Genomic DNA, 23,394 nt, shown 5'->3' with positions numbered 1-23,394 from the left:
TAATCAGAAGATGAAAAATATCTCAAAATATATAGTAATTGCTTTGGCAGGGATATCCTTTACCGCCTGTAAAGATTATCTTGAGCCTAAGCCCGATAATAACCTGACACAGGAGGAATTATTAAAAATTCCGGCTTACACCGAAGGCCTGCTCTTAAACGCGTATAAAGACATGCCGGCTAACGTTACCTTTAACGAGGATGTGATCAGTGACGATGCGGTTAGCAATGACCCCAGCTCGACCTATCGCCAGATGGCGACCGGCAGCTGGAATGCCGGCAATAATCCTATCTCCAAATGGAACCAGGCCTATAAAGAGATCTATTACATCAACTCGTTCATGGAGGTGTACAAAAAAGTAGTTTGGGACGATAAAAATCCCGAGGTTAATAAATACCATCTCAAACGCCTTACCGGCGAAGCGTATGGCTTGCGGGCATGGTGGCAATTTCAGCTGTTAAAATATTACGCAGGCGAAGCAACAGATGGTCAGTTATTGGGTTTCCCGATAGTGTTAAAACCCCTGTCTACCGAAGATAATTTCAACCTGCCCCGTAATACGTTCGAAGAGTGTGTGAACCGGATCGTGACCGATTGTGATTCGGCCATAGCCAATTTGCCCAATACGTTTGCCGATGTTTCGGGTAATACAAATTATAACCTGGCTATGGGCGCCCGCTGGACCAACCGTATGCCCGGTTATGCCGCCCGTGCCCTGAAAGCTACCGTGTTGCTGTATGCCGCAAGTCCGGCGTATAACCCTACGGGAGATATGAATAAGTGGGCGAATGCAGCCAAAGCCGCCGGCGAATTGCTCAAGCTTAATGGGGGGCTTCCGGCTACAATGCCGGCAGCAGGACTTAACTGGTACACCAGTACTACAGGTGTAAACGCCGAAATAATCTGGTCGCGGGCTATTGTATCAAATCATAACCTGGAAACCGATAATTTCCCACCCTCGCAATTGGGCAACGGACGCACCAACCCTACACAGGAGTTGGTCAATGCTTTCCCGATGAAAAATGGTTACCCGATCACCAATACGCTGAGCTTATACAACCAGGCTAACCCTTATGCAAACCGTGATCCAAGGTTAGCAACCTATATTTTGTATAATGGTAACACATTGGGTGCAAAGGGGGCTATCAGCACTTATATCGGCGCTCCGAAAGACGGCATTAACGTGCAAACCAACTCAACACGTACCGGCTATTACCTTAAAAAATTCGTGCTGGATAACGTGAGCCTGGGTAGCACAATAACTAACCAGAACCATTTTAACACTTATTTCAGGTTTACCGAGGTTTACCTGGCCTATGCCGAGGCCGCTAATGAGGCCTATGGCCCCGATGCCGATCCTAACGGTTTTGGTTTTACCGCCCGGGCTGTTATTGCAGGTATCCGCAAACGGGCAGGCATTACACAGCCTGACGCATATCTGGCCACCATAACCAGCAAAGCTACCTTTCGTGATCTGATACGTAACGAGCGCAGGCTTGAGCTGTGCTTTGAAGGGCAACGTTTCTTTGATGTACGGCGCTGGAAAGACCTGACCGATTTCAAGGCGCCTGTAAGCGGTGCATTTATCACCAAAACAGGTTCAGCCTATACGTATGATTACCAGCAGGTTGAAGAGCGTAAGTATGAGGATTATATGATCTATAGCCCGCTACCTAAAAATGAACTATTAAAATCCGATCAGTTAAAGCAAAATAAAAACTGGCAGTAACATGAAGAAGTTAAATTATATCCTGGTACTTTTTGCATTGCTTGCATCGTGCAGGAACAAAGACGTTTCTTATCCTGATTATACCTATAATGCGGTGTATTTCCCTTTGCAATACCCGTTCCGGACACTGATCTTAGGCGATAGCCCGAGTGATAACTCGCTGGATAAAAAGCTGCAATTCCATATCGGCGTAAGTATTGGCGGTATGTATGAAAACAAAAAATCGTGGGATGTAAATTATGTCCTTGATAAATCACTGGTTCCGTCAACACTTGTTGACGCCGCGGGTGTTCCTATTAAGGTTTTGCCCGATAACTATTATACACTTTCACCGCTAAACAAGGTAACCATTCCGGCGGGTTCGTTTAACGGGCTGATACTGGTGCAGTTAACCGATGCTTTCCTGGATGACCCCATAGCGGTAACCGGAAACTATGTTATTCCTTTACGGATAACAGGTTCAACGGCTGATTCGGTATTAACAGGTGTGCCTCTGGTGACTAACCCTGATAAATTACGGTCAGCAGACTGGGATGCCAATGCCCAGCCGCGTGATTTTGTGCTGTTCGGTATCAAATACATTAACCCGTACCACGGAACGTACCTTCACCGGGGTAAGGATGTAACCTTAGATGCAGGCGGAAATCCGGCATCAACAGCCACATATCATGCACAATATGTAGAGCAGGATCAGCTCTGGACACTGAAAACTACCGGTCGTACTACCCTGATAACCAGTGGTATAGGCTCACAGCTGCAATCGACCAAGGCGACCGCCAAAATGACGCTTAACGTAGCCAGCGATGGAAAGATTACAGTTACAACCGGCACAGGTTCAACCATTACCGCAACCGGTACCGGTAGCTATGTTAAAAATGCCGAGGTGTGGGGAGGCCAAAAGCATCATGCCATGTACCTGGATTATACCTATAAAGAAGGTGCGGTAAACCATCACGTAACCGATACGCTGGTATTCAGGGATAACGGGGTGGTATTTGAACAGATAGTGCCGAAGGTAGAATAGGCAAATAAACTTCCGGTAACTCTTTCTTAAAGAGTTAAGACTCTATCCAGACCAGGAAGAATTTCACAGTAAGCTTTACGTAACCGTAAGGCAGATCATTCTATTGCTTTTTTATGAGTACACGTCGTGATTTTATCAGGCAATCGTTATTGCTTTCAGGTAGTATAGGTTTGGCAGAAATTATGCCGGCCTCCATAGCTCGTGCCCTGGCTATTGATCCGCAGCCGGGAAGCTCCTATTTAGACGCTGAGCATGTGGTAATATTAATGCAGGAAAACCGGTCATTTGACCATTGTTTCGGTACTTTGCAAGGCGTACGCGGATTTAATGATCCGCGGGCTGTGACGTTGCCTGATAATAAACCGGTGTGGTTACAAACGAATGCTGCAGGCAAGGTTTACACACCATTCCGTTTAAATATCAAAGATACCAAGGCTACCTGGATGGGCGCTTTGCCCCATGCCCGTGCCAGCCAGGTTGACGCCAATAACCTTGGCCGGTTTGATCAATGGCTTAATGCTAAAAGATCAAAAAATAAAAAGTACGAGGATATGCCTTTAACCATGGGCTACTATACCCGTGAAGACCTGCCTTTTAATTATGCGCTGGCCGATGCGTTCACCGTTTGCGACCAGAATTTTTGCTCGGCGATGACCAGCACGTATCCTAACAGGCTTTATCTGTGGACGGGAACTATTCGTGAGCAGCAAAATGGCAGCTCAAAGGCACATATTCGTAACGAAGATCTCAGCTTTTCCAAATCAACCTGGCGTACCTTCCCTGAGCTGCTTGAGGAAAATAACATACCGTGGAAAGTATATCAGAATGATGTGAGCTGCGGTGGCGGTTACCAGGGCGAGGAAAGAACCTGGTTATCGAATTTTGGATGTAATCCGCTCGAATATTTTTCGCAGTATCATGTTAAATTTTCGGCCCGCTACATAGGAAATCTTCAGCTGCAGGCAGAGCGTTTACCCGGTGAAATTAAAGAGCTGCAGGAAAAAGCCCAAACATTGGCCACAGGTGGTGATGCCTTTAAAAAAGTCCAAACAGCTATTCAAAAAAAGCAAACGGTATTGGAGAATGTAAGAAAAGGATTGGCCAGGTGGCGAAAAGATAATTATGAAAAGTTATCAGAAAAAGAAAAGAGCCTGTACAACCGGGCTTTCACCAGGAACGATAGTGATCCTTTTTACCAGCAGCTAACCACCCTGCAATATACCGATGAAGGCAAACAACGGGAGGTTACTGTGCCTAAGGGCGATATTCTTTATCAGTTCAGAAAAGATGTGGATACCGGCAACCTGCCAACAGTATCCTGGCTGGTAGCGCCGCAAGGTTTTTCAGATCATCCCAGCGCTCCCTGGTATGGGGCATGGTATGTTTCAGAAGTGCTCGATATTCTCACTAAAAATCCGGAAGTATGGAAGAAAACCATTTTTATACTTACGTATGATGAAAATGACGGGTACTTTGATCATGTGCCGCCTTTTCTGCCGCCCGACCCACTGAAGTCAAATACAGGTAAATGTTCGCCCGGAACAGATACAGCTGTTGAGCATATCCGGCTACAGCAGGAGTTAGAACAAGGTTTGCCTGATAAGCAGGCCCGCGAAGCACCTATCGGACTTGGTTTCCGGGTTCCGCTTATTGTGGCCTCGCCCTGGAGCCGGGGAGGACAGGTATGCTCGCAGGTTTTTGATCATACCTCGGTGTTGCAGTTCCTGGAAGGCTTTCTGAGCCAGAAGTACGGCAAAAAAATAGAAGAAAATAATATCAGCCTCTGGCGCCGCACAATATGCGGCGACCTGACTTCGGTATTCAGGCCCTTTATCAAAGAGCAAACCAGGCTTCCGTACCTTTCAAGGGATGGATATATTGAAAAGATACATAAAGCGCAGTTTAAGAAAGAGCCGGATAGTTATAAAGCGTTATCGACGTTAGAAGTTGAGCGGGCCAAAAAAGCCGGTTACCAACTGTTAGCTGTACAGGAAAAGGGTATCAGGCCGGCGTGTGCCTTGCCATACCAATTGTATGCTGATTGCCGGTTAAGCAAAGACAAAAAGTATGTTGAGCTGAATATGGAAGCAGGTAACCAGGTCTTTGGCAGGAAGGCGGCGGGAGCGCCTTTTACGGTATATATCCCGGATATTTCTGCTAAAAAAGCTGCCGATGAGCTTGCTAACTGGCACTATGCCGTTAAGGCAGGCGATTCATTAACAGATTCCTGGGAGCTGGATCTATTTCCGCAAAAGCATTACCATTTAAAAGTGTACGGCCCCAACGGCTTCTTCCGCGAATTTTCCGGCGATGCCAATGAACCGCCTGTTGAGATAAGGTGTGCATACGAATTTGATGCATCCGCCAGGAAACTTACGGGTAATGTAATGATTGCGCTTGTTAACCCGGATCCTTCGGCTGAATATGCGATCACAGTTATTGACCATATACGGAAGAATAATATATCTACGGCAAAGCTTCCGGCAAACGGTCGCAAAAACGTGGTGCTGGATTTAAGCTCGTCTTTTTGCTGGTATGACTTTACGGTTAAAATAGACGGGTTTAAGCAATTTGAAAATCGTTATGCCGGGAAAGTAGAAACTGGCGAACCAGGATATACTGATCCTGTTATGGGAAATTATATATAAGTATCTTATTATTAGCAACTTATAATATTTATTGCTGAAATTTTGATTTTTGGGAATTTATTACTGGATAAGAATTTGGTATATCTTATTGTGCTTTGATAGGTAATTTTATGATTAATAGGGAGATTGACAAAGCGTATTGCTCTCAATTGATACCGGTTATATCCTGCTTATCGCTTTAATGTTAGTAACGTATAATGAATAGTAAAACTAAAATAATAGGGCTTGTATCAGCTGCGGTTATATTTTTAGTCTTTGGCTGTAAGAAAACAAAGAACTTACCCGCTGTACCCTTGCCGGAAGACCCGGTAATTGAGGGAACAGAAGAATATCCCGGTGTACCGTTATCGGATATTTATTCCGTAACGGTTATCAGTGGAAATAAGCGTACAACACAGGTCGTATTCAAAAGCAGCTGTCCCGAGTACCAGCCAGGATATATGAACATGATCGATACAGACCAGTATCCGTTAGGCATCTTCAAAGGACGCAGCATCAGCTGGACCAACTTCTCCTTCAGCGGCAGCGTAACGGTAGAAGTTAAGGTGCTCAACAAAGCCAAAGTACCGTTAAGCAGTACCGTAAAAATACTACCCTCACGTTATGGCATAACACCTACTATCAGCGGCGATGTCATCAGCTTTACGCTGACCCAACCCGGTCAATGCTCGGTCGAAATAGGCTCAACCGGCTACCAGAACGGGCTAATGATATTCGCTAATCCCGCAGAAACCAACATCCCTACCCCCGGCAGCCAGTACAAAGAACTCGTAAATACCACAGCTGCCGGTGTTAATGCCGTACCCTCCACCTACAGCGGGCTATACTTCAAAAGCGGCGTGCACAACATCGGCGTATATCAGGTACCCGCCAACATCAAAAACATTTACCTGGAAGCCGGTGCCTGGGTATATGGCAGCATCATTATGGATGGGCGCCCGGACGTACACATCTATGGCAGAGGCGTACTGTCGTCAGCTAAGCTGAACTATAGAGAAAGCCATTGCATTGAAGCCAAAAACCAGAGCAACAACATCAAATTAGAAGGCATCGTAATAGCCGACCCCAAATACTTCTCCGTACGTTTAATCGGTACCAACAATACGGTAAGCTGGGTAAAAGTCATTGGCAGTTGGACATACAATTGCGATGGCATAGCCGCTTATGCCGGTTCAACCGTATCCAACTGCTTCATCTGGGCCAACGACGATAACATCAAAGTATACCGCAACAATATCACGTTCAAAGACATTGTATGCTGGCAGCTCAACAACGGCGGCCTAATCCAGCTGAGCTGGGGGAATGGCAATGCCAGCAACGTTACCATACAACGAGTAGATATCCTGCACGCCGAGTGGAACAACCAGGAAGTAAATCGTGGGGTACTGAGCTGCGTAGGCGATAAGTTTGCCGAAGGCGGGATGTACGGTTTACAGCAAAACTTTTTGATAGAAGACCTGGTAACAGAGACACCGGTACCATTAATTTTCCGTGTATCGCCCAATGCGGCCAGCCCGAATGAGATACACGGGATGACGTTTAAGAACTGGAAGATAGACATGGATATGAGTAAAGGGTTTAGCAGCTATCTGCAATGCAGCGACCCATCGAAACCCTTCGACGGGTTGGTGTTTGACAATGTGATATTGAACGGCACTAAACTTACGGCAAACAACTGGCTCACACTCGGTAAATTCCAAATCAGCAATGTTACCACGCCGACATTTAAATAACGAGGCAAATGAATCAATATATAAAACGAACGGTCTTTTTATTTGCTTTTTGCATATTAGTATTCTTTTCCGCGAAGGCGCAGGTGCTTATACATGAGTCCTTTAATTATCCGGAAAGTACTGTTAATACACTGCAGCAGCAAAGCAATGGCTCGTGGGTTCGTGTAGTAAATCCCGACGAGAGCGCTACTCCGGTAACGTATTATGTTGATTCGAATGACGGTAATGATGCTAATAACGGAACATCAGAAACGGGTGCGTTCAAAACATTAGCCAAAATACAGGATGTCCGTTTGCATCCCGGCGATATTGTTCGTTTTAAAAGAGGATCAGCATATACGGGGCCATTATACATTACAGATTCCGGCAAACCGGGTGCTTACATTACCTTAACTGATTATGGTAATGCCGGCGATCCTGCTCCGAGCTTCACCAACCCGGTATTCGCGGAAGGTAATTTTGGCAATTGTGTGCGTGTAAAAGGCAGCTATGTTAAGGTGGAGAACTTGTATTGCCACAATACATCGGCCTATGTAGCGGGTAGTTATTCATCCGGAGGAGGTTTTCTTACCGTTTGGGAAATGGGTGCTATTTATATTGATAAAAGCGCTGAGAACTGCATTGTAAGCAATAACGAGATATATGATTGTGTGGTTGGCGTGAAAAGTTACGGTAAAAACACGCTGATTGAGCATAATTATATTCACGATTGCAGTCGTGTGCTGGCCCAATGGAATTGGGGCCCTATCGGGATATGGTTTGGCGGCGACTACCAGGAAGCACGGTATAATAAAATATTTAATTACCGGGCCGAAGATCCCAGGATAAACTGGGGTGGCGATGCCGGAGGCGCTGATGGCGGCGCTTTTGAAATTGACGACGCCCGTTACGATAAAGCCAATATTTCCATTCATCATAATTATACCCGCGACTGCCAGGGCTTCCTGGAAGTTACCTGGACAGATGTGCTTCAGCACCCGGCTTATGTAAATTTCCAGATCCACCATAACCTTAGTGATGATTACCAGCAATTTATTGCCTTATGGGCCGGAGCCGGATGTAAAATCGATAACAATACCATTATCCGGCGGAAGAAAAACTCGAACGACTGGGGCGTGTTTAACATCACGCAAAACCAGTCACGTAATAAGATCAGGAATAATATCATTGTCACCGAGCAGGACATTCCCATTTTTAATGTCGGCTTAGACAGTGATCATACGCCGCAGAATATCATACAAAATAACCTTTATTATGCGGCTTCCGGCACGTTGGTTATCGGTAAAGAAGGGCCTGGCGATACGCCGGTTTACGGTAATCCCCTGTTTGTGAACTACAATGGTACTCAGGCAGAAGATTATGCTATAACTACCGGTAGCCCGGCAATTGACCAGGGGCAAAACTTAGGATTTACATCAGATTTTATAAATACCGCCATACCGAACGGCAGCGCCCCGGATATCGGCGCATTTGAATTTATACACTAATGTTAAGTAAAAATTCAAAATTAAAAAAGGTAAAACTTTTAAAATCAATAACATAATCGTATTTGCACGATGGTTTTATAATCAATTAACCTGACACTAACAGCAATTGAATAACAGATGATAACAGTAGCCTCCATTTTAAGAAGATCAGTACTTGCCGTTGCCGGTGTGGCAATTTTTACACTGGCAACAGCATGGGTTGTCAGCAAAGAAAAGCCAAAGAAAAAGCAGCTGCCTAATATCGTTATCATCATGGCCGATGACCTGGGCTATGGCGATTTTAGTTGCCAGGGAGCAACCAAAGTATCAACTCCGGCTATTGACGCCCTTGCTGAAAGCGGCATGCGGTTTACCGATGCTCATACGGCCTCATCGTTATGCTCACCATCACGTTACAGCATTCTTACCGGACGTTATTCGTGGCGTACACGGCTGCGTACCGGCGTGCTCACCTGGTTTGCCCAGCCTTTAATTGAGCAGGGGCGCACTACCATAGCATCGATGCTTAAACGGAATGGTTATCGTACCGCCTGTATCGGTAAATGGCACCTGGGTTTTGAATGGGCATTGAAACCTAATGCCCCTGCCGACCCGGTGAAGGATGTATTTGATTCCTGGGAACGTACTACACAGGATTATATCGACTTTTCAAAACCGGTAAAGCAGGGCCCTGTAGAACGTGGCTTTGATTACTACTATGGTATTTCGGCTTCCAATAACATGATTCCGTTTGTGTACATTGAGAATGATCATGTGGTAGAACCGCCAACGGTACAGAAAGAGTACGTATATGATACCGATCAGCCCTGCCTGCGGGCGCCCAACTGGAACCTGGAAACCATCGACCAGGAGCTTACCAAAAAGGCGGTAAGTGTTATTGATGATCACTTTAAGCAATATCGCGATAAGCCCCTCTTTTTGTATTTCCCCACCAGCGCTATCCACAGGCCGGCGCTACCAACCTTTACCAAGGGTAAGAGCCGTGCCGGCTTACGGGGTGATAAGATCGAGGAGTTTGACTGGGTAGTTGACCAGATAGTAAAAACGCTGAAAAAGAACAATGCGTTTGACAATACCCTGCTCATTGTGACATCAGATAATGGCGGTGTTCCCGGCGATGCTTTTGATGCTATACAGAAATACCATAAAGATTTAGGAGATAAGTATTACCTGGACTATTTCAGCGATTATAAGCCGGAGTACATAAAACCCGGTAAAAACGGTAAAGACACAGGCGGTTGGCTCACGTACGGGCACAAGGCTTCGGGCGAATTTCGCGGCTTTAAAGCCGATGCCTGGGAAGGCGGGCACCGTGTACCGCTTATTATGCACTGGCCGGGAGAGATCAAGGCTGGTGCGGTGAACAATAATACCGTTTGCAATACCGATCTGCTGGCCACCTTTGCCGAGCTGGTTGGCGATAAGCTGGCGCCCAATGAGGGCGAAGACAGCTACAGCTACCTGGGCAATATCCTGGGTACTTCCAGTAAGCAGGTACGTAGATCCATGACCATTGTTTCGGGTGGCGGGGGCGCTTACGTGGTGAATCACGGCGACTGGACATATATCGAATCTGGTAAGGCTGCCTGGGGTCAGACATTTTATAAGGGCGGTCCTTTCCCTAAGGATTTTCAGCTATACAACATCAAAACCGATCCCGGCGAAAAGCATAACCTGTACAATAAAATGCCTGATAAGGTGGCCGAGTTTAAGGCCATTATTGAGCGGGTAGAGCACAAGGGAAAAACCGAAGATAAGGAGGGCTAAACAACACAACTAAATCATACCCATTACTTAACTAAAAATTAACGTTATGAAAAAGTTTAATGTATTATGGGCTTTGCTGCCGGGGGTGGCATTGCTCTTTTTCTCCGGGGTGGTGCAGGCACAACCAGACGGGCTCACTAAGAATGTAGGTACCAATCCTTATTATGACCCCTTTGATTATACAGCCGGCAAATTGCAAGATGCTCTGGATGCAGCCTCATTGGTTTGGGTGCGTGAAAGTACATCTACCGTTTCAAAAACCAAGGTCAGGGAAACAACAGGAGACGATATCATGGTGACCAGCGGTAGCCTGAGCTACCCTGGTCTGAGCTCTGCAGGCAACAAAATAGTGTTTACCGGAACTTCGGCCAGCTATTATATGAGATTTAACGGTCTGACAACCTCCACCCCTCATTTGTATGTTTCTTTTATTCTTAAGGTAACCACATTGCCTGATGAATCCGAAGCCGGTAATCATTTTTTTAGCCTGGGTAACAATACGAATAATTGCGGCATGATCTATATCAGGAGAAGCCCGGTGGATGCGGCTAAATTTAATCTTGGGATCCGAAAAAGTAATGTAGATCCTGCTTCTTCGCCTGTATGGTCTAATCAGGATCTGGATATCAATACCTCCTATTACCTGGTTTTGGGAGCAGACCAGGGCTCTGGTATCTCGCCTGCTCCCCGGGGTGACGTGATGAGCTTATACATAAACTCTACTACACCTGCAGTTACTGCTTCAGATGGTGGCGACTTTGCTAATTTTAATGGAATAGCCTGGGCGTTATTTCATAGAGAAAAGGGTAACACTACCAATTTTGCTATAGAGGTTGATGAATTCCGCCTTGGCCTGAACTGGTCTCAGGTAGTAACAGCAACCTTACCCGTTACCCTGGGTAAATTTGACGCTGTAGCCGAAAATAACCGGAGCAAAATCAGCTGGACCACCTTCTCGGAAATTAACAATGACCATTTCGAGGTACAACGCTCAACCGATGGCAAAAACTTTGAAACGCTGCAACGGGTAGCAGGCAAAGGCACAACCGGCAATCCATCTGATTATGTAGTTTACGATGGTAACCCCCGGAACGGCATTAACTATTACCGTTTGCTGCAATTTGATAAAAACGGCGATAAAACCGAGCTCGGCGTAAAGGCTGTATCTTTTAGCCTGGCCAATGCCACGGCATTAAGCGCTTACGCGTCTGAATCTTTAGTTAAAGTATTCCTGAAAAGTGACCGGGACGAAAAGCTGAGCTTCACCTTTAGCTCGGTGAACGGAAAGGTACTGTCGCGGGAGCAGGCCGAGGCCAAATCCGGGCAAACCGTTTATTCACTGGATCTTAAATCGACGCCAGCTACGGGTATATACGTGTTACATGTAAGAGGTAATGAAGGATTAAATAGATCGGTAAAAGTTTTTGTGCCGTAGCTGCACTCGTTGAGATTTGAGATCCTGATGGCTATAGCTCCGGATTTCAAATCCGGTATTAATAAGGTCGGGATTTCAAATCCCGACCAGCTTGTGTACCATTGATCTCCCGCGTATCGCCCAATGCGGCCAGTCCGAACGAGACACGGAATGATCTTTAAGAACTGGAAGGTAGACATGAACATGAGCAAAGGGTTCAGCAATTACCTGCTATGCAGTGATCCGTCAAAGCCATTCGATGGGTTGGTGTTTGATAATGTGATATTCAACGGAACCAGGCTCACGGTGGATAACTGGCTCACGCTGGGGAATTTTCAGATCAGCAATGTCAGTCCACCGGAATTTAAATAGCCATGCAGATCGTATTAACCAATAAACTAACGTTATGAAACGGATTTATATAACACTGATAGGTATACTTTTGCTGCCCTTTGTGGGAAGTGCACAGTTGCTGTTAAATGAATCGTTTGATTATGCAGCCAGCTCGTCCAATGACCTGAATGAGCAAAGCGGTGGTTTATGGACGGTCTTTGAATCCTCAACAGGGAGCCCTGCACTGGTAACAGAGGGTAGTCTGACCTATCCGGGATACTATACATCTGCCGGCAATAAAATACAATTTGATGGCGCAGGTAAAGGCTATTACAGATCAATACCTGGACAAACCACGGGCACATTATATGGGTCATGCATCATTAATGTAACATCGTTACCTACTTCAACGGCCGGAGACCACTTTATTTTTTTGGGTAATTCGTCTGCAACCATGTCGGCCGTGTACATCAGGGCTGCTGCAACTCCCGGAAAGTTCAATATCGGGTTAGGTAAGCGGAAAGGATCGGCTGTGAGCTGGATGAGTGATAATTTATCATTGAACACAGCTTATTACATTGTTTTTGCTTATACCGATGTAGCGGGTGTGACAAATGATATTTCCCGTTTGTGGTTAAACCCGGCCAGCTTTGACACTGAACCAGCGGCGGATATTACTATTACCGCCGGGGCAGATGTGAGTGTATTTTCTAACCTGAACAGGCTTGGGCTTAACCATAGCGATGCCAATAAGAATGCCGGCTTGAAAATGGATATTGATGAGATCCATGTTTCAACGGGATGGGAACAAATAAGTCCTCTGCCCGATGGTTCGGATAATTCGGTTTTTGTTACTTCAGGAAACCTTTCTTATCCCGGATTGCCTGCCTCAACCGGGAATAAGATCAGGTTCGGGGCAGAAGAAGGTGCTTATTACCACACCTTTGCCGGGCAAAGTTCCGGAACGGTTTATGGCTCATTTATCCTGAATGTAACATCGTTACCTACGTTTGCGCAAAGCGATTACATTACCTGCCTGGGAAGCGAAACGCAGCTAACCGCAGCGGTTTACCTGCGGGCAAGCGCAACAGCCGGCAAGTTTAACATCGGGCTGGCAAAACAACCCGGCTTGCCGGTAACCTGGCTTTCCAATGATTTGGACATCAACACACCGCATTACCTGGTTTTTTCATGTACAGCCGTAAGCGGCGATGCAAATGATAAGGTGAAGCTATGGCTCAATCCAGCCGACCTGGCGACTGAGCCAGGCCCCGCTGCCGAGATCAGCGAGGGCGATGATATAGCAGATTTTTCGGCAATGAACAGGATAGTTATTTACAATGGCATTACTGCCAGGGCGGGTATGGGTGTAGAAATGGATGAGCTGAGGGTTTCTGCTTCGTGGGCAGATCTTACAGCATTGCCCGTTACACTGGCCGAATTTACAGCCAAAGCGGTGAATAACGGCGCCCGCATTAGCTGGATTACCTATTCAGAAATTAATAACGATCATTTCGAAATAGAACATTCGGCAGACGGTGAAACCTTCCGTTTGTTGACACAGGTTCAGGGTAAAGGAATTTCTGCTAACCAAAACGAATACGTGATTTATGATGATCATCCTTATAATGGAGTGAATTACTACCGGCTGGTGCAGGTAGATAAGGACGGAACAAGAACAGATCTGGGCGTAAAGGCGGTGTCTTTTACTTTGAAAGACGCTCAAGAGGCAAGCATATATCCTAACCCGGCAAGCACAGCAATTAATGTGCTGCTTAAAAATTACCCGGCAGGGAATGTTCAGGCGGTGCTAAGCACCATGGCCGGGCAGGTGATGCACCGGGAAACCATCCGGGTTAATGCCGGACAGAAAACCTATCCTTTACACCTGGTAAATATGCCGTCGCCAGGCATGTATGTACTGAACATAAGCGGCGGCAATCAGAATGAAACCATCAAAATAATTATAAACTAAATAAACTTGTTATGAAGAAAAATAATTTACTTTATGTGATGCTCCTGTTTCTGCTTCCCATGATAGGGAGCGCACAGACATTTCAGGATCATTTTGATTATACACCAAGTGAAACAAGTGGTCTGGAAATACAAAGTAGCGGTAAATGGGTTGGAACTAATTCAGGGATATTCGTTACCGAAGGATCACTTCCTTATTCCGGTCTGACCGGCCCGGGCAATAAAATTACCTTAATGGGTAGTGCGGATGGAGCTTATTCAGCTTTTGACCCAGCTACTACACCTTATCCTGATAATGTGTATTACTCATTCGTATTCCGTGTTTTAACTGTGCCTGGTTCTACTGAAGGTGACTATTTTATCAGGCTGAATAATGGTGCTTCTGCTACCAATATCATTGTTCCGATATATATTAGGGCTAGTCCCACTGACAATACAAAATTTAACATAGGGTACGGAAAAAGGGGGCTTAATCAGTGGTTAAGCTATGATCTGAATCCAAATACGACCTACCATGTCGTGGTGTCATATTCCACTTCAGATACAGATCCTAATACTGCAGATCCTTCAAGTCCTTCCCACTCTGTAAAACTATGGTTAAACCCTCCTTTGGCTAGTTTTTATAGTAATTATGAGCCCCCATATACCTTGCGTACCTCAGGTGCTGCCACTGGTAATGTCACTAATACAGGGGCAATTAAACGTGTTATCATTGGCCATGGTAATACTAATAATCAAAATATGAAATTAGAAATTGATGAAATGCGGGTGGGAACAACCTGGTCTGGGATGGCCTCATTGTCTCTTACAGAAGTTGCTGTAGGAACTTACTATATTGATTCTAATGATGGTAATGATAATAACGATGGATTATCAATAGCAACTGCATGGAAATCACTGGCCCGGGTGAATTCATCTGTTTTTAAACCAGGTTCTAAACTATTGTTTAAAGGCGGTGGAATATGGAATGGCCAGTTAGCTCCCTTAGGTTCGGGTGAGTCAGGAAATCCTATAATTATAGATAAATATGGTGATAGTGCCAAACCCCTTTTCGATGGCAATGGAATAATTGCGAATGGTGTAGTTAAGCTCTTTAATCAGTCTTTTTGGGAGATTAATAATCTGGAAATTGTTAATGATGGATCTTCTGATGCTGAAAGAAGGGGGGTAGAGATAAATGCGTCAAATTTCGGTCTGGTACAGCATATACATTTAAAAAATCTGGAAGTTCACAATATAAGAGGGACTATTGGCGGTGCATTATCAGATAAAAGATCAGCAGGAATTTACTTTACGGTGAGTAACGATGATGCAGTAGCTACAAGATATGATGATATCCTGGTAGAAGGATGCCTGATTTATAACTGCCAGAATCAGGGTATTGTAACCAACAATGAAGTTTCTTCCTCCAATTATCCGGGCAGTGCCAACTGGAACAATCGGAGAATTACTAACCTGGTGATACGTAATAACGTGATCCATCATATTTCTAAAAATGCCATGATCATCCGTCTGGCAGACGGTGGCCTGGTAGAGCATAACCTGTGTTATGAAACCGCAACCGGAACGACAGGCAATACCATTTTTTCAAGGAGCTCACGCAATACCGTTTTTCAGTATAACGAAGGTTACCTGAACCGTGCCCTTGAAAATGGTGACTTTGACGGTAGTCTGTACGATCCGGATCTCAATAGTCCGGGAACCATCTGGCAGTACAGCTACAGCCACGATAATAGCGACGGTCTGATCGTATTTTGTACAGATCCACGTGACGATAATGTTATAGCACGATACAACGTGAGCCAGAATGATAAAGGAGACCTGGTAAAGATCAATTTCGAGTTTACCAGCGCCCAGATCTATAATAATACCTTTTATATCGGTGCAGGCTTAAAGCCGGCCATCATCAAGGAAGTTGAGAATGTTGCGCATACCTATACCTACCAGAATAACATTGTATATAATGCCGATGCCAATGCAGTTGGAAACCCGAGGTATATTATGTTTGATGATGGCAAACAGAATAGGACCATCACCAATAATATTTTTTACCGTACCAATCTACCGTCGCAGATCAATGCCGGGTCGAACAGCACATCAGATCCTTTGTTTGTAGAGCCGGGAACGGCTACAACCGGCCTGAGTACGGTTGGCGGATATAAGCTGAAGCCCGGCTCGCCAGCCTTGACAACCGGCATCGTGATAGCCAATAACGGCGGGCTGGATTATTTCGGCAACCCGGTTTCTGCCTCGGAGGCGCCAAACCTGGGCTTTTATAACGGGCCCGGCACAAACTCGGCTTTGCCGGTTGAGCTAACGGCATTTACAGGCCGTAAGCAGTTTAACGGTTCTTACCTTACCTGGCAAACTGCATCAGAACAAAATAATGCCCGTTTCATCATCGAGCGGTCAACCGATGGTAATTCGTTTCATGAATTAGGGGATGTAAAAGGGGCGGGAAATGCTGCCCGGCCCCTTGCTTACTCATTCTTAGATAACAACCCGTACCCGGGGCTGAATTATTACCGGCTGAAACAGCAGGATTTTGACGGTACATCAGTAGATTTTAAAACAATAGTTGCGCTTGATTTTACCATGGCAAGATCGGGTAGTACCGTGCAGGTGTATCCCAACCCGGCAAAAGATCAGGTGCATGTGCTGCTTAAAGATCAGGGCAGGCAGCAGTTGCAGGCAACTGTGTACACCATGCAGGGTAAGCAGGTTCATCGTTCTCTGATCAATGCTGCGGATAAAGATGCAGCCCTGAATGTTTCTACGCTTTACAGTGGAATATACATACTTGAGGTGCGTGATGCGTTGACGCTTGAGCTGCTTGGCAGCGACAGGTTTGTAAAACGATAAGTTAACTATACTATACATCTGATTCTGCCACAGCCTTTTTGCTTGAAAAAAGGGCTGTGGTAGCTATTATCTTATCCGTACCGATTTAATAAATAATAAAAACTTTAACTTAAATATAAGCACAATGAATAAAACCATTATGATCAGGAGAGGCCGATGCGCCCGCTCCCAACTATTGGGCCTTGTTTTCCTGGTACTGCTCAGCACCTATACCGGGGCAAAGGCTGCAATGCGCTCTCTGGAAGATATCCGGGTAACGGGTATCGTCAAATCGTCAGACGGTGAGCCGTTGGCGGGTGTCAGTATCAAAATTAAAGGAACCAACAAAGGTGTTAATACCAATGCGGAAGGCCGGTACACCATTAACGCTCCATCAGATGGTGTTTTAGTGTTTACTTATCTTGGCTTTGAGCGAAAAGAAGTCCGTATAGCCGGCAAACCGCAATTGGATGTAGTATTGACATCTACCGCAACAACGCTTGATGAGGTGGTTGTTGTAGGTTACGGAACCATGCAGAAAAGCGATATTACCGGGGCGATCACATCGGCAAAGCTGGGCGATGTGGATGAAATAAAAGCGGTATCGGTACCTGAAGCGCTGCAGGGTAAAGTAGCCGGGGTAAATATCATTACCAATACCGGCGAGCCGGGTGGGGCCATGACGTTTAATATACGTGGTATGACCTCCGTTACCGGCAGCAATCAACCGCTCATTGTTATTGACGGCCAGCCTATAGAATCTTCTTTCAGCGCCACGTATGCCGGCGACTCAAATTCTGACGATGGCTCTGATATTCCGCCATCCGATCCGCTGGCCGCTTTGAATCCTAACGATATTGCGTCTATAGAGATCCTGAAAGACGCCTCCTCAACAGCCATTTATGGTTCCCGGGGCTCTAACGGGGTAGTGCTTATTACAACCAAATCCGGTAAAGGTAATGCCAAAGATAATATAGCGTTCTCAAGCCGTTTTGATGTAAGCCAGCTGCCCAAGAAGATACCACTGCTTAATAACTACGAGTACATGCTGTTTAAAAATGAAGCAATGGTCAACGATGGGCTGGCGCCTACCTATAAGCAGGCCCAGCTTGATACGGCATCCAGAATGCCCAATACCGACTGGCAGGATCTGATATACCGTAATGCGCTTTCGCAGGATTACCAGATATCGTTTTCTGGCCGTGAAAACAAAAAATACAATTACCTGCTTAGCGGCAATTATTCAGATCAGCAAAGTATCATTATTAACGCCGGGTACAGAAAAGGCGGCGTCCGGCTAAATTATGAGCGGAATGTAAGTCCTAAGCTTACGCTCGGGTTACGCACAGCTCTGTCATTGACCGATCGTAAATTTGGCTTACAGTCCAGCTGGACAGGTCTGGCAGGTTCATCAGTAGTATTAGGCGCCTTATGGTATAACCCTTTACGCGAACCGACAAGTGCCGATAACAGCGGTGATGAGGATGAGGAAACCTTTACCAATAATCCCTTAACCTTGTTGTATAAGGTGACTGACCGTACCGCTATGCGTACGCTTATCTCCAACTTCTCGCTCGATTACAAATTCAATCCCTCGTTATCGTATCAGCTACGTGCCGGGATAAACGATATATACTCACGCCGTAATGTGTATTACCCCACCGGTACAAACATTGGCGATAATGCACCTGGAGGCTCTGCCATGCAGGCCGAGAATGACAATTCAAACTACCTGATCGATAACCTGCTTACGTTTAAAAAGGTATATAACCGTAAACATTCCATCAATGCTGTTGGCGGTTTTTCATGGCAGCAATGGTTTAGGACTTCGGGTAGCGTAACCAACCTTAATTTCCCGTCAAATACCCTGACTTATTTTAATATGAAAGGGGCGGGCTATCCGGGCAGGTACTCTAACACCGATAAGGCAAGAGCTTTAGAATCAGTGCTTGGCCGGATAAATTATACCTACAACAGGCGGTATTCTATTATGGCAACCGGCCGTTATGATGGTTCATCCCGTCTTGCACCCGGGCACAAGTGGCAGTTCTACCCTTCGCTGGGCTTTGCCTGGAACGCAACTAACGAAGACTTTTTTAAAGAACAAGTTAAATTCATGTCATCGCTCAAGCTGCGTGCCAGTGTAGGTGTTGCCGGTAATGATAACATCTCCATTGGCGGTTCACAAGCATCTTACGGATTGAATTTTTACCCGATGGGGGTAACCACCACCAGTACCGGCTACGTGGTAGAGAATTTTGTAAACCCTAATCTAAGATGGGAAAAGACCACACAGTATAACCTGGGTGGCGATTTCGGGTTTTTGAAAGATAAGCTTAGCCTTACCGTTGATGCCTACAGCAAAGTAACTACAGACCTGTTGATCAATTTGCCACTGCCCGGATCGGCGGGAATGTCAACTTACTATACCAATATGGGTAAGGTAACCAATAAGGGTATTGATGTTGAAGCATCGTACTCGCTGCTCAGAAAGAGAAACAAGTCGCTGGATATCAGCGCAAATTTCTCGCTGGTTAACAGCAAGGTAAATAATATGGGCGATGCCGGCATTGCTTACGGGCGCAAGTTTTTTGCCAATGGCAGCTATGTGCTAAACCTGCCGGTTACCGCGGCGGTTCCGGGGCATAGCATATCCTCTTTCTGGGGATTTAAAACCAATGGTATTTACCAGAACCAGGCCGAGATCGATCATGACCCTGCCCTGGCCAATGATCCGGTTAAGGGAACTATACGCCCGGGTATGATCAGGTATGTAGATGTAAATGGCGACGGGCAGATATCTGATGATGATAAAACAGTTATTGGAAAGGCTACGCCCGATTTTACCTACGGGTTTACTACCAATTTTACCTGGAAGAAGTTTTCGGCCAGCATGACCTGTTTTGGCAGCTATGGCGCCCAGTTGTTAAATATGAACCGCTGGATGATCGGTGCGAACACGGCCAATGTAGGCGGAAATTCATTACGTGATGCTTACCTGGGGCGCTGGAAAGGCGAAGGTACCAGCAATCTATACCCGGCCCTTACTGCAGATGCAGTACGTTTACAAGGGCGTTTCCCCGACTGGATGGTGGAGGATGCATCGTTCTTCAGAATACAGAATATCACCCTGGGATATACTCTTAATACTTCTAAGGTTTTGAACATCAGTAAAATAAAGGTATTTGTAACCGGTACCAACCTGCTTACGCTTACCAAATACACCGGTTATGATCCCAATGTAAATTCATTCGGGCAAAGCTCGCTCAATAACGGTATTGATATAGCTACCCTGCCACAGGCCCGTTCGTTATCTGCCGGAGTGAAAGTGATATTTTAACTGATTTAAACTTAATGAAAATGAAAACTCTGAAATGTTTCTATATTGTATTAACCACGGTGGCATTGCTGACTGTCCAGTCGTGTAGCCTTGACGAGCATATTAAAGATCAGCCGACCCCGGCAACCATCACCACCCAGAACGATGTAACCGCGATTATTAATGGCACGTATGCCCGCCTGAATGATTCAAACATGTTTAAATATTTAGGACACCTGATGCTTGTGCTTTGTGCAGATGATTTTTATTCGGAAGCAGGTTACGATTTCGGCCCTTATGGCCAGCGTACCTTTACCAACCAGCATACCGCCCCCATGTGGGATAACCTGTATGCATCTATTGCAAATGCCAATAACCTGATCAATGTGCTGGATAACATGCAGCTTAACGCTGACTTTAAGAAAAGAGCCTATGGCGATGCTTATTTTATCCGGGCCTTTTGCTATTATTACCTGGTACGCTTATATGGCGGAGTTCCGTTACGGCTTGAACCCACTTCCATAAATAGTAATTTTTACCTGCCCAGGGCATCTGTAGATGAAACCTACGCCCAGATATTTAAGGATTTTAAAGCAGCCTCAGAACGTCTTCCCCTACAAAGTTCCATTACCATATCAGAGCTGGGGCGTGCTTCTAAGGGTGCAGCACAAGCATTATTGGCACAGGCATACCTCACCTATGGCGACCAGCTTACATTACATGGCCAGGATGGAACCGCACAGTTTCAGAGCTCGGTTACCTATGCCGATTCGGTACTTACCAGCGGGCAATATTCTTTAATAAATGATTATGCCGATCTGTTTGAAGTGGCAAAAGAACTGCAGGCCTATAAAGAAGTGATCTTCGGTATCCGTTTTCAGACCGATGGTACCACCCGCGGAATGTCAGCTGCCGGTTCTGAGTATGCGTTACGGTTTAATGGTGTAGATACCTATTTTGTATCGGCCAACGGCGATGAGCAGAACGGCGATGCTACCTACCGGGTAATGCCCTGGTTTGCCGATTATTACCGTACCGGCGATTATGCATCTTCTGCCGGCGATGTACTGGATTACCGCAACGAAGCCGCTTTCTGGCAAAGTGCAACCGGGCGGCAGAACCGTACGTATTATATCTATCCAACCCCGGTTCCGTCGGGTGCTTCTAATTATACTATCCCGTACCCACTGTGCCGGAAATATATTGATCCTACCGGCAAGGATAGCCGTAATCACGGTAACGATTTCTTTATTATCCGCCTGGCAGAGCTGTACCTGATCAAGGCCGAAGCCTTAAATGAGCTATACGGCCCTAACGCCGACGCCCTGGCAGCCTTTAACAAAGTCAGAGAGCGGGCCCGCAACGCCAATGGTGTTGCAAGGGCTATTCCTGCCAATTTAACAACCGTTACGGCGGGAGATAAGGATAAGTTCAGGATGAAGATCTTTGATGAACGTGGCCTGGAGCTGGTAGGCGAAGGTCAGCGCTGGTTTGACCTGGTGCGGATGCGTAGCCCCCGCAGCTATGATGAAACCATGTACGCGTACCAGTTTTTGTACCGGTTTCAAAATAAGATTACCGGCGCCGGGTATCCTACATACACCGCAATGGATCCCCTTACCCTTACATTTAATAATACCACTAAATTATACAGCGCTTATAATACGGTTTACAAGCCTACGCTTAATGTAACCGTGCCCCGGTTCCTGTTGTTCCCTGTTCCGGCCACAGAGCGGCTTCAGAATAAAAACTTCGGTCCACAGAACCCGGGATGGGGAAACTGAGTGGAGGGTTGACAGTGGACAATGGATAATGGACAATTGAGAGTGGACAGTTGACAATGTACAATTGACAATGTACAATTGACAATGAATAATGAAAAAATAACACGTATAACGTAAAAGTTTAAACTAAACAACCATGAAAAGATATATAATACTTTTGGGGATACTGTTTACCTGGCATATCGGTAGATCCCAGAAAATTTATTTTACCCAGGATTTTAGTTCCTCAACAAATGTTAGCGACTATTTTCCTACCTCGGCCACTAAGCAAAACAATTTTAACAGTATAGCGGTTAGCGGAAACGCGACGATGGGCATTGTAGATGGTAAGCTGCGGTTTACAAAAACCAATGCCGACGGCACTAACCGTTCAGGCTTTGTAAAAAATACACAGTTTAGCGGGCTACCTGCTACGGGAGCTTCTTTCCTGAAGGTATCTGTAGAGGTCACCATATCCGGCAATAATGCCAATGTGCCTACTGGTTTTATGTTTACCTTAGGCGAAGTGACCGGGGCGCCCGGTGGGCCGAGCCTGGCTGTTACCCACTCTAACTTTTACCTGAACCCTACCAAAAATGCCGGCGAATTTAAAGTAGCTACTCCTACGCAAACCGCTGATGGCACTTTCTCTGGTACCCAAACCATTGTGTGGTATGTGAATAACAGCGGATCCCCGGCAGGTTATATTGACCCTACAGGAAATATATCTACCGTAGGAGATGACGCTTCTGACATTTGGCTGGTAAATGAGAACGGTATGGCGGTACTGGCTATAAACGAAGATCCGGCTTATACCCCAAGTATCAAATTATCAAGCTATAAATTCTCTAATAACCCAAATTTTACGGCCACTATTGATATTGATAATATCGTATTAAATGAAGAGCCGGTTATTGCTGTTCCTAAAATTGCCAGTGTTGGCACAGTGCCCTCTATTCAGGTACCCGAAAAAACCATCCAGGAACTGCTGCCTTTAGCTAAAGAGGTAGCTGTAACCTATGAGGATGGTACAACCGGTGTGGCGGGTATAACCTGGTCGCCGAAAACTGTTTACAATCCGTTTAAAATGGGCACTTATACCATGGTTGGAAAACTGATCCCGGCAAACGGAACAGTAAACCCGCTTGGATTAACTGTTTCCAGCGATGTAACCGTACTGGAAGGTTTTAGGCTGGTGAACACCTTTACACCCAACGGCGATGGCAGGAACGATACCTGGATCATCCCCGATTTAAAATGCTATAAAAGCGCTACCGTAGAAGTTTACGCCCGTGACGGCAAACGGCTGTTCTATTCCACCGACCCCAATGTAGGCTGGGATGGCCGGAATCAGAGCGGTCA

General features: G+C 45.8%; 13 protein-coding genes. All 13 read left to right on the top strand.

The features are described from left to right. Window positions 1-10 precede the first annotated feature (10 nt). Window positions 11-1,729, top strand: a complete 1,719-nt coding sequence (locus tag FW774_RS00065) for a RagB/SusD family nutrient uptake outer membrane protein (protein WP_149346128.1) — start codon at window positions 11-13, stop codon at window positions 1,727-1,729. A gap of 1 nt (window position 1,730) precedes the next feature. Then, window positions 1,731-2,753 (top strand): DUF5627 domain-containing protein, encoded by a 1,023-nt coding sequence (locus FW774_RS00060; RefSeq protein ID WP_149346127.1) that lies wholly within the window; start codon window positions 1,731-1,733, stop codon window positions 2,751-2,753. A 113-nt stretch (window positions 2,754-2,866) separates the two neighbouring features. Then, the gene (locus FW774_RS00055) at window positions 2,867-5,401 is read left to right on the top strand and encodes a phosphocholine-specific phospholipase C (RefSeq protein ID WP_149346126.1); all 2,535 of its coding nucleotides are present in this window, start codon (window positions 2,867-2,869) and stop codon (window positions 5,399-5,401) included. Between the two features lie 197 nt (window positions 5,402-5,598). Continuing rightward, window positions 5,599-7,134, top strand: coding sequence for a hypothetical protein (locus FW774_RS00050; protein WP_149346125.1), 1,536 nt, complete (start codon window positions 5,599-5,601; stop codon window positions 7,132-7,134). A gap of 8 nt (window positions 7,135-7,142) precedes the next feature. Continuing rightward, window positions 7,143-8,621, top strand: a complete 1,479-nt coding sequence (locus FW774_RS00045) for a choice-of-anchor Q domain-containing protein (protein WP_149346124.1) — start codon at window positions 7,143-7,145, stop codon at window positions 8,619-8,621. A 117-nt stretch (window positions 8,622-8,738) separates the two neighbouring features. Continuing rightward, on the top strand, window positions 8,739-10,388 hold the full coding sequence (locus tag FW774_RS00040; protein WP_149346123.1) for a sulfatase family protein: 1,650 nt from the start codon (window positions 8,739-8,741) through the stop codon (window positions 10,386-10,388). 46 nt (window positions 10,389-10,434) lie between these two features. Continuing rightward, window positions 10,435-11,823, top strand: a complete 1,389-nt coding sequence (locus FW774_RS00035) for a hypothetical protein (protein WP_149346122.1) — start codon at window positions 10,435-10,437, stop codon at window positions 11,821-11,823. 150 nt (window positions 11,824-11,973) lie between these two features. Then, window positions 11,974-12,174, top strand: a complete 201-nt coding sequence (locus FW774_RS00030) for a hypothetical protein (protein WP_149346121.1) — start codon at window positions 11,974-11,976, stop codon at window positions 12,172-12,174. A 34-nt stretch (window positions 12,175-12,208) separates the two neighbouring features. Further along, window positions 12,209-14,110, top strand: coding sequence for a T9SS type A sorting domain-containing protein (locus FW774_RS00025; RefSeq protein ID WP_149346120.1), 1,902 nt, complete (start codon window positions 12,209-12,211; stop codon window positions 14,108-14,110). Between the two features lie 11 nt (window positions 14,111-14,121). Next, entirely contained in the window at window positions 14,122-16,971 is a 2,850-nt protein-coding gene (locus FW774_RS00020; protein ID WP_149346119.1) for a T9SS type A sorting domain-containing protein, read from the top strand. Between the two features lie 124 nt (window positions 16,972-17,095). Continuing rightward, on the top strand, window positions 17,096-20,290 hold the full coding sequence (locus tag FW774_RS00015) for a SusC/RagA family TonB-linked outer membrane protein (RefSeq protein WP_149346118.1): 3,195 nt from the start codon (window positions 17,096-17,098) through the stop codon (window positions 20,288-20,290). A gap of 20 nt (window positions 20,291-20,310) precedes the next feature. Further along, a complete protein-coding gene (locus FW774_RS00010) occupies window positions 20,311-22,053 on the top strand; it encodes a RagB/SusD family nutrient uptake outer membrane protein (protein WP_187774759.1) in 1,743 nt (580 codons plus the stop codon). A gap of 136 nt (window positions 22,054-22,189) precedes the next feature. Continuing rightward, window positions 22,190-23,394, top strand: a 1,205-nt coding sequence (locus tag FW774_RS20285; RefSeq protein ID WP_187774758.1) for a T9SS type B sorting domain-containing protein, incomplete at its 3' end; no start/stop codon positions are given.

It is taken from the genome of Pedobacter sp. BS3, assembly GCF_008274585.1.
Taxonomy (GTDB): Bacteria; Bacteroidota; Bacteroidia; order Sphingobacteriales; family Sphingobacteriaceae; genus Hufsiella_A.
This window is presented reverse-complemented; position numbering and strand designations above follow the sequence as displayed.

What these genes read in the sequence shown, in the direction of transcription:
- FW774_RS00030 (WP_149346121.1), top strand. Translation starts at nt 11,974, where the DNA reads ATGATCTTTAAGAACTGGAAGGTAGACATGAACATGAGCAAAGGGTTC.
- FW774_RS00020 (WP_149346119.1), top strand. Translation starts at nt 14,122, where the DNA reads ATGAAGAAAAATAATTTACTTTATGTGATGCTCCTGTTTCTGCTTCCC.
- FW774_RS00050 (WP_149346125.1), top strand. Translation starts at nt 5,599, where the DNA reads ATGAATAGTAAAACTAAAATAATAGGGCTTGTATCAGCTGCGGTTATA.
- FW774_RS00040 (WP_149346123.1), top strand. Translation starts at nt 8,739, where the DNA reads ATGATAACAGTAGCCTCCATTTTAAGAAGATCAGTACTTGCCGTTGCC.
- FW774_RS00025 (WP_149346120.1), top strand. Translation starts at nt 12,209, where the DNA reads ATGAAACGGATTTATATAACACTGATAGGTATACTTTTGCTGCCCTTT.
- FW774_RS00045 (WP_149346124.1), top strand. Translation starts at nt 7,143, where the DNA reads ATGAATCAATATATAAAACGAACGGTCTTTTTATTTGCTTTTTGCATA.
- FW774_RS00055 (WP_149346126.1), top strand. Translation starts at nt 2,867, where the DNA reads ATGAGTACACGTCGTGATTTTATCAGGCAATCGTTATTGCTTTCAGGT.
- FW774_RS00065 (WP_149346128.1), top strand. Translation starts at nt 11, where the DNA reads ATGAAAAATATCTCAAAATATATAGTAATTGCTTTGGCAGGGATATCC.
- FW774_RS00035 (WP_149346122.1), top strand. Translation starts at nt 10,435, where the DNA reads ATGAAAAAGTTTAATGTATTATGGGCTTTGCTGCCGGGGGTGGCATTG.
- FW774_RS00060 (WP_149346127.1), top strand. Translation starts at nt 1,731, where the DNA reads ATGAAGAAGTTAAATTATATCCTGGTACTTTTTGCATTGCTTGCATCG.
- FW774_RS00015 (WP_149346118.1), top strand. Translation starts at nt 17,096, where the DNA reads ATGAATAAAACCATTATGATCAGGAGAGGCCGATGCGCCCGCTCCCAA.
- FW774_RS00010 (WP_187774759.1), top strand. Translation starts at nt 20,311, where the DNA reads ATGAAAACTCTGAAATGTTTCTATATTGTATTAACCACGGTGGCATTG.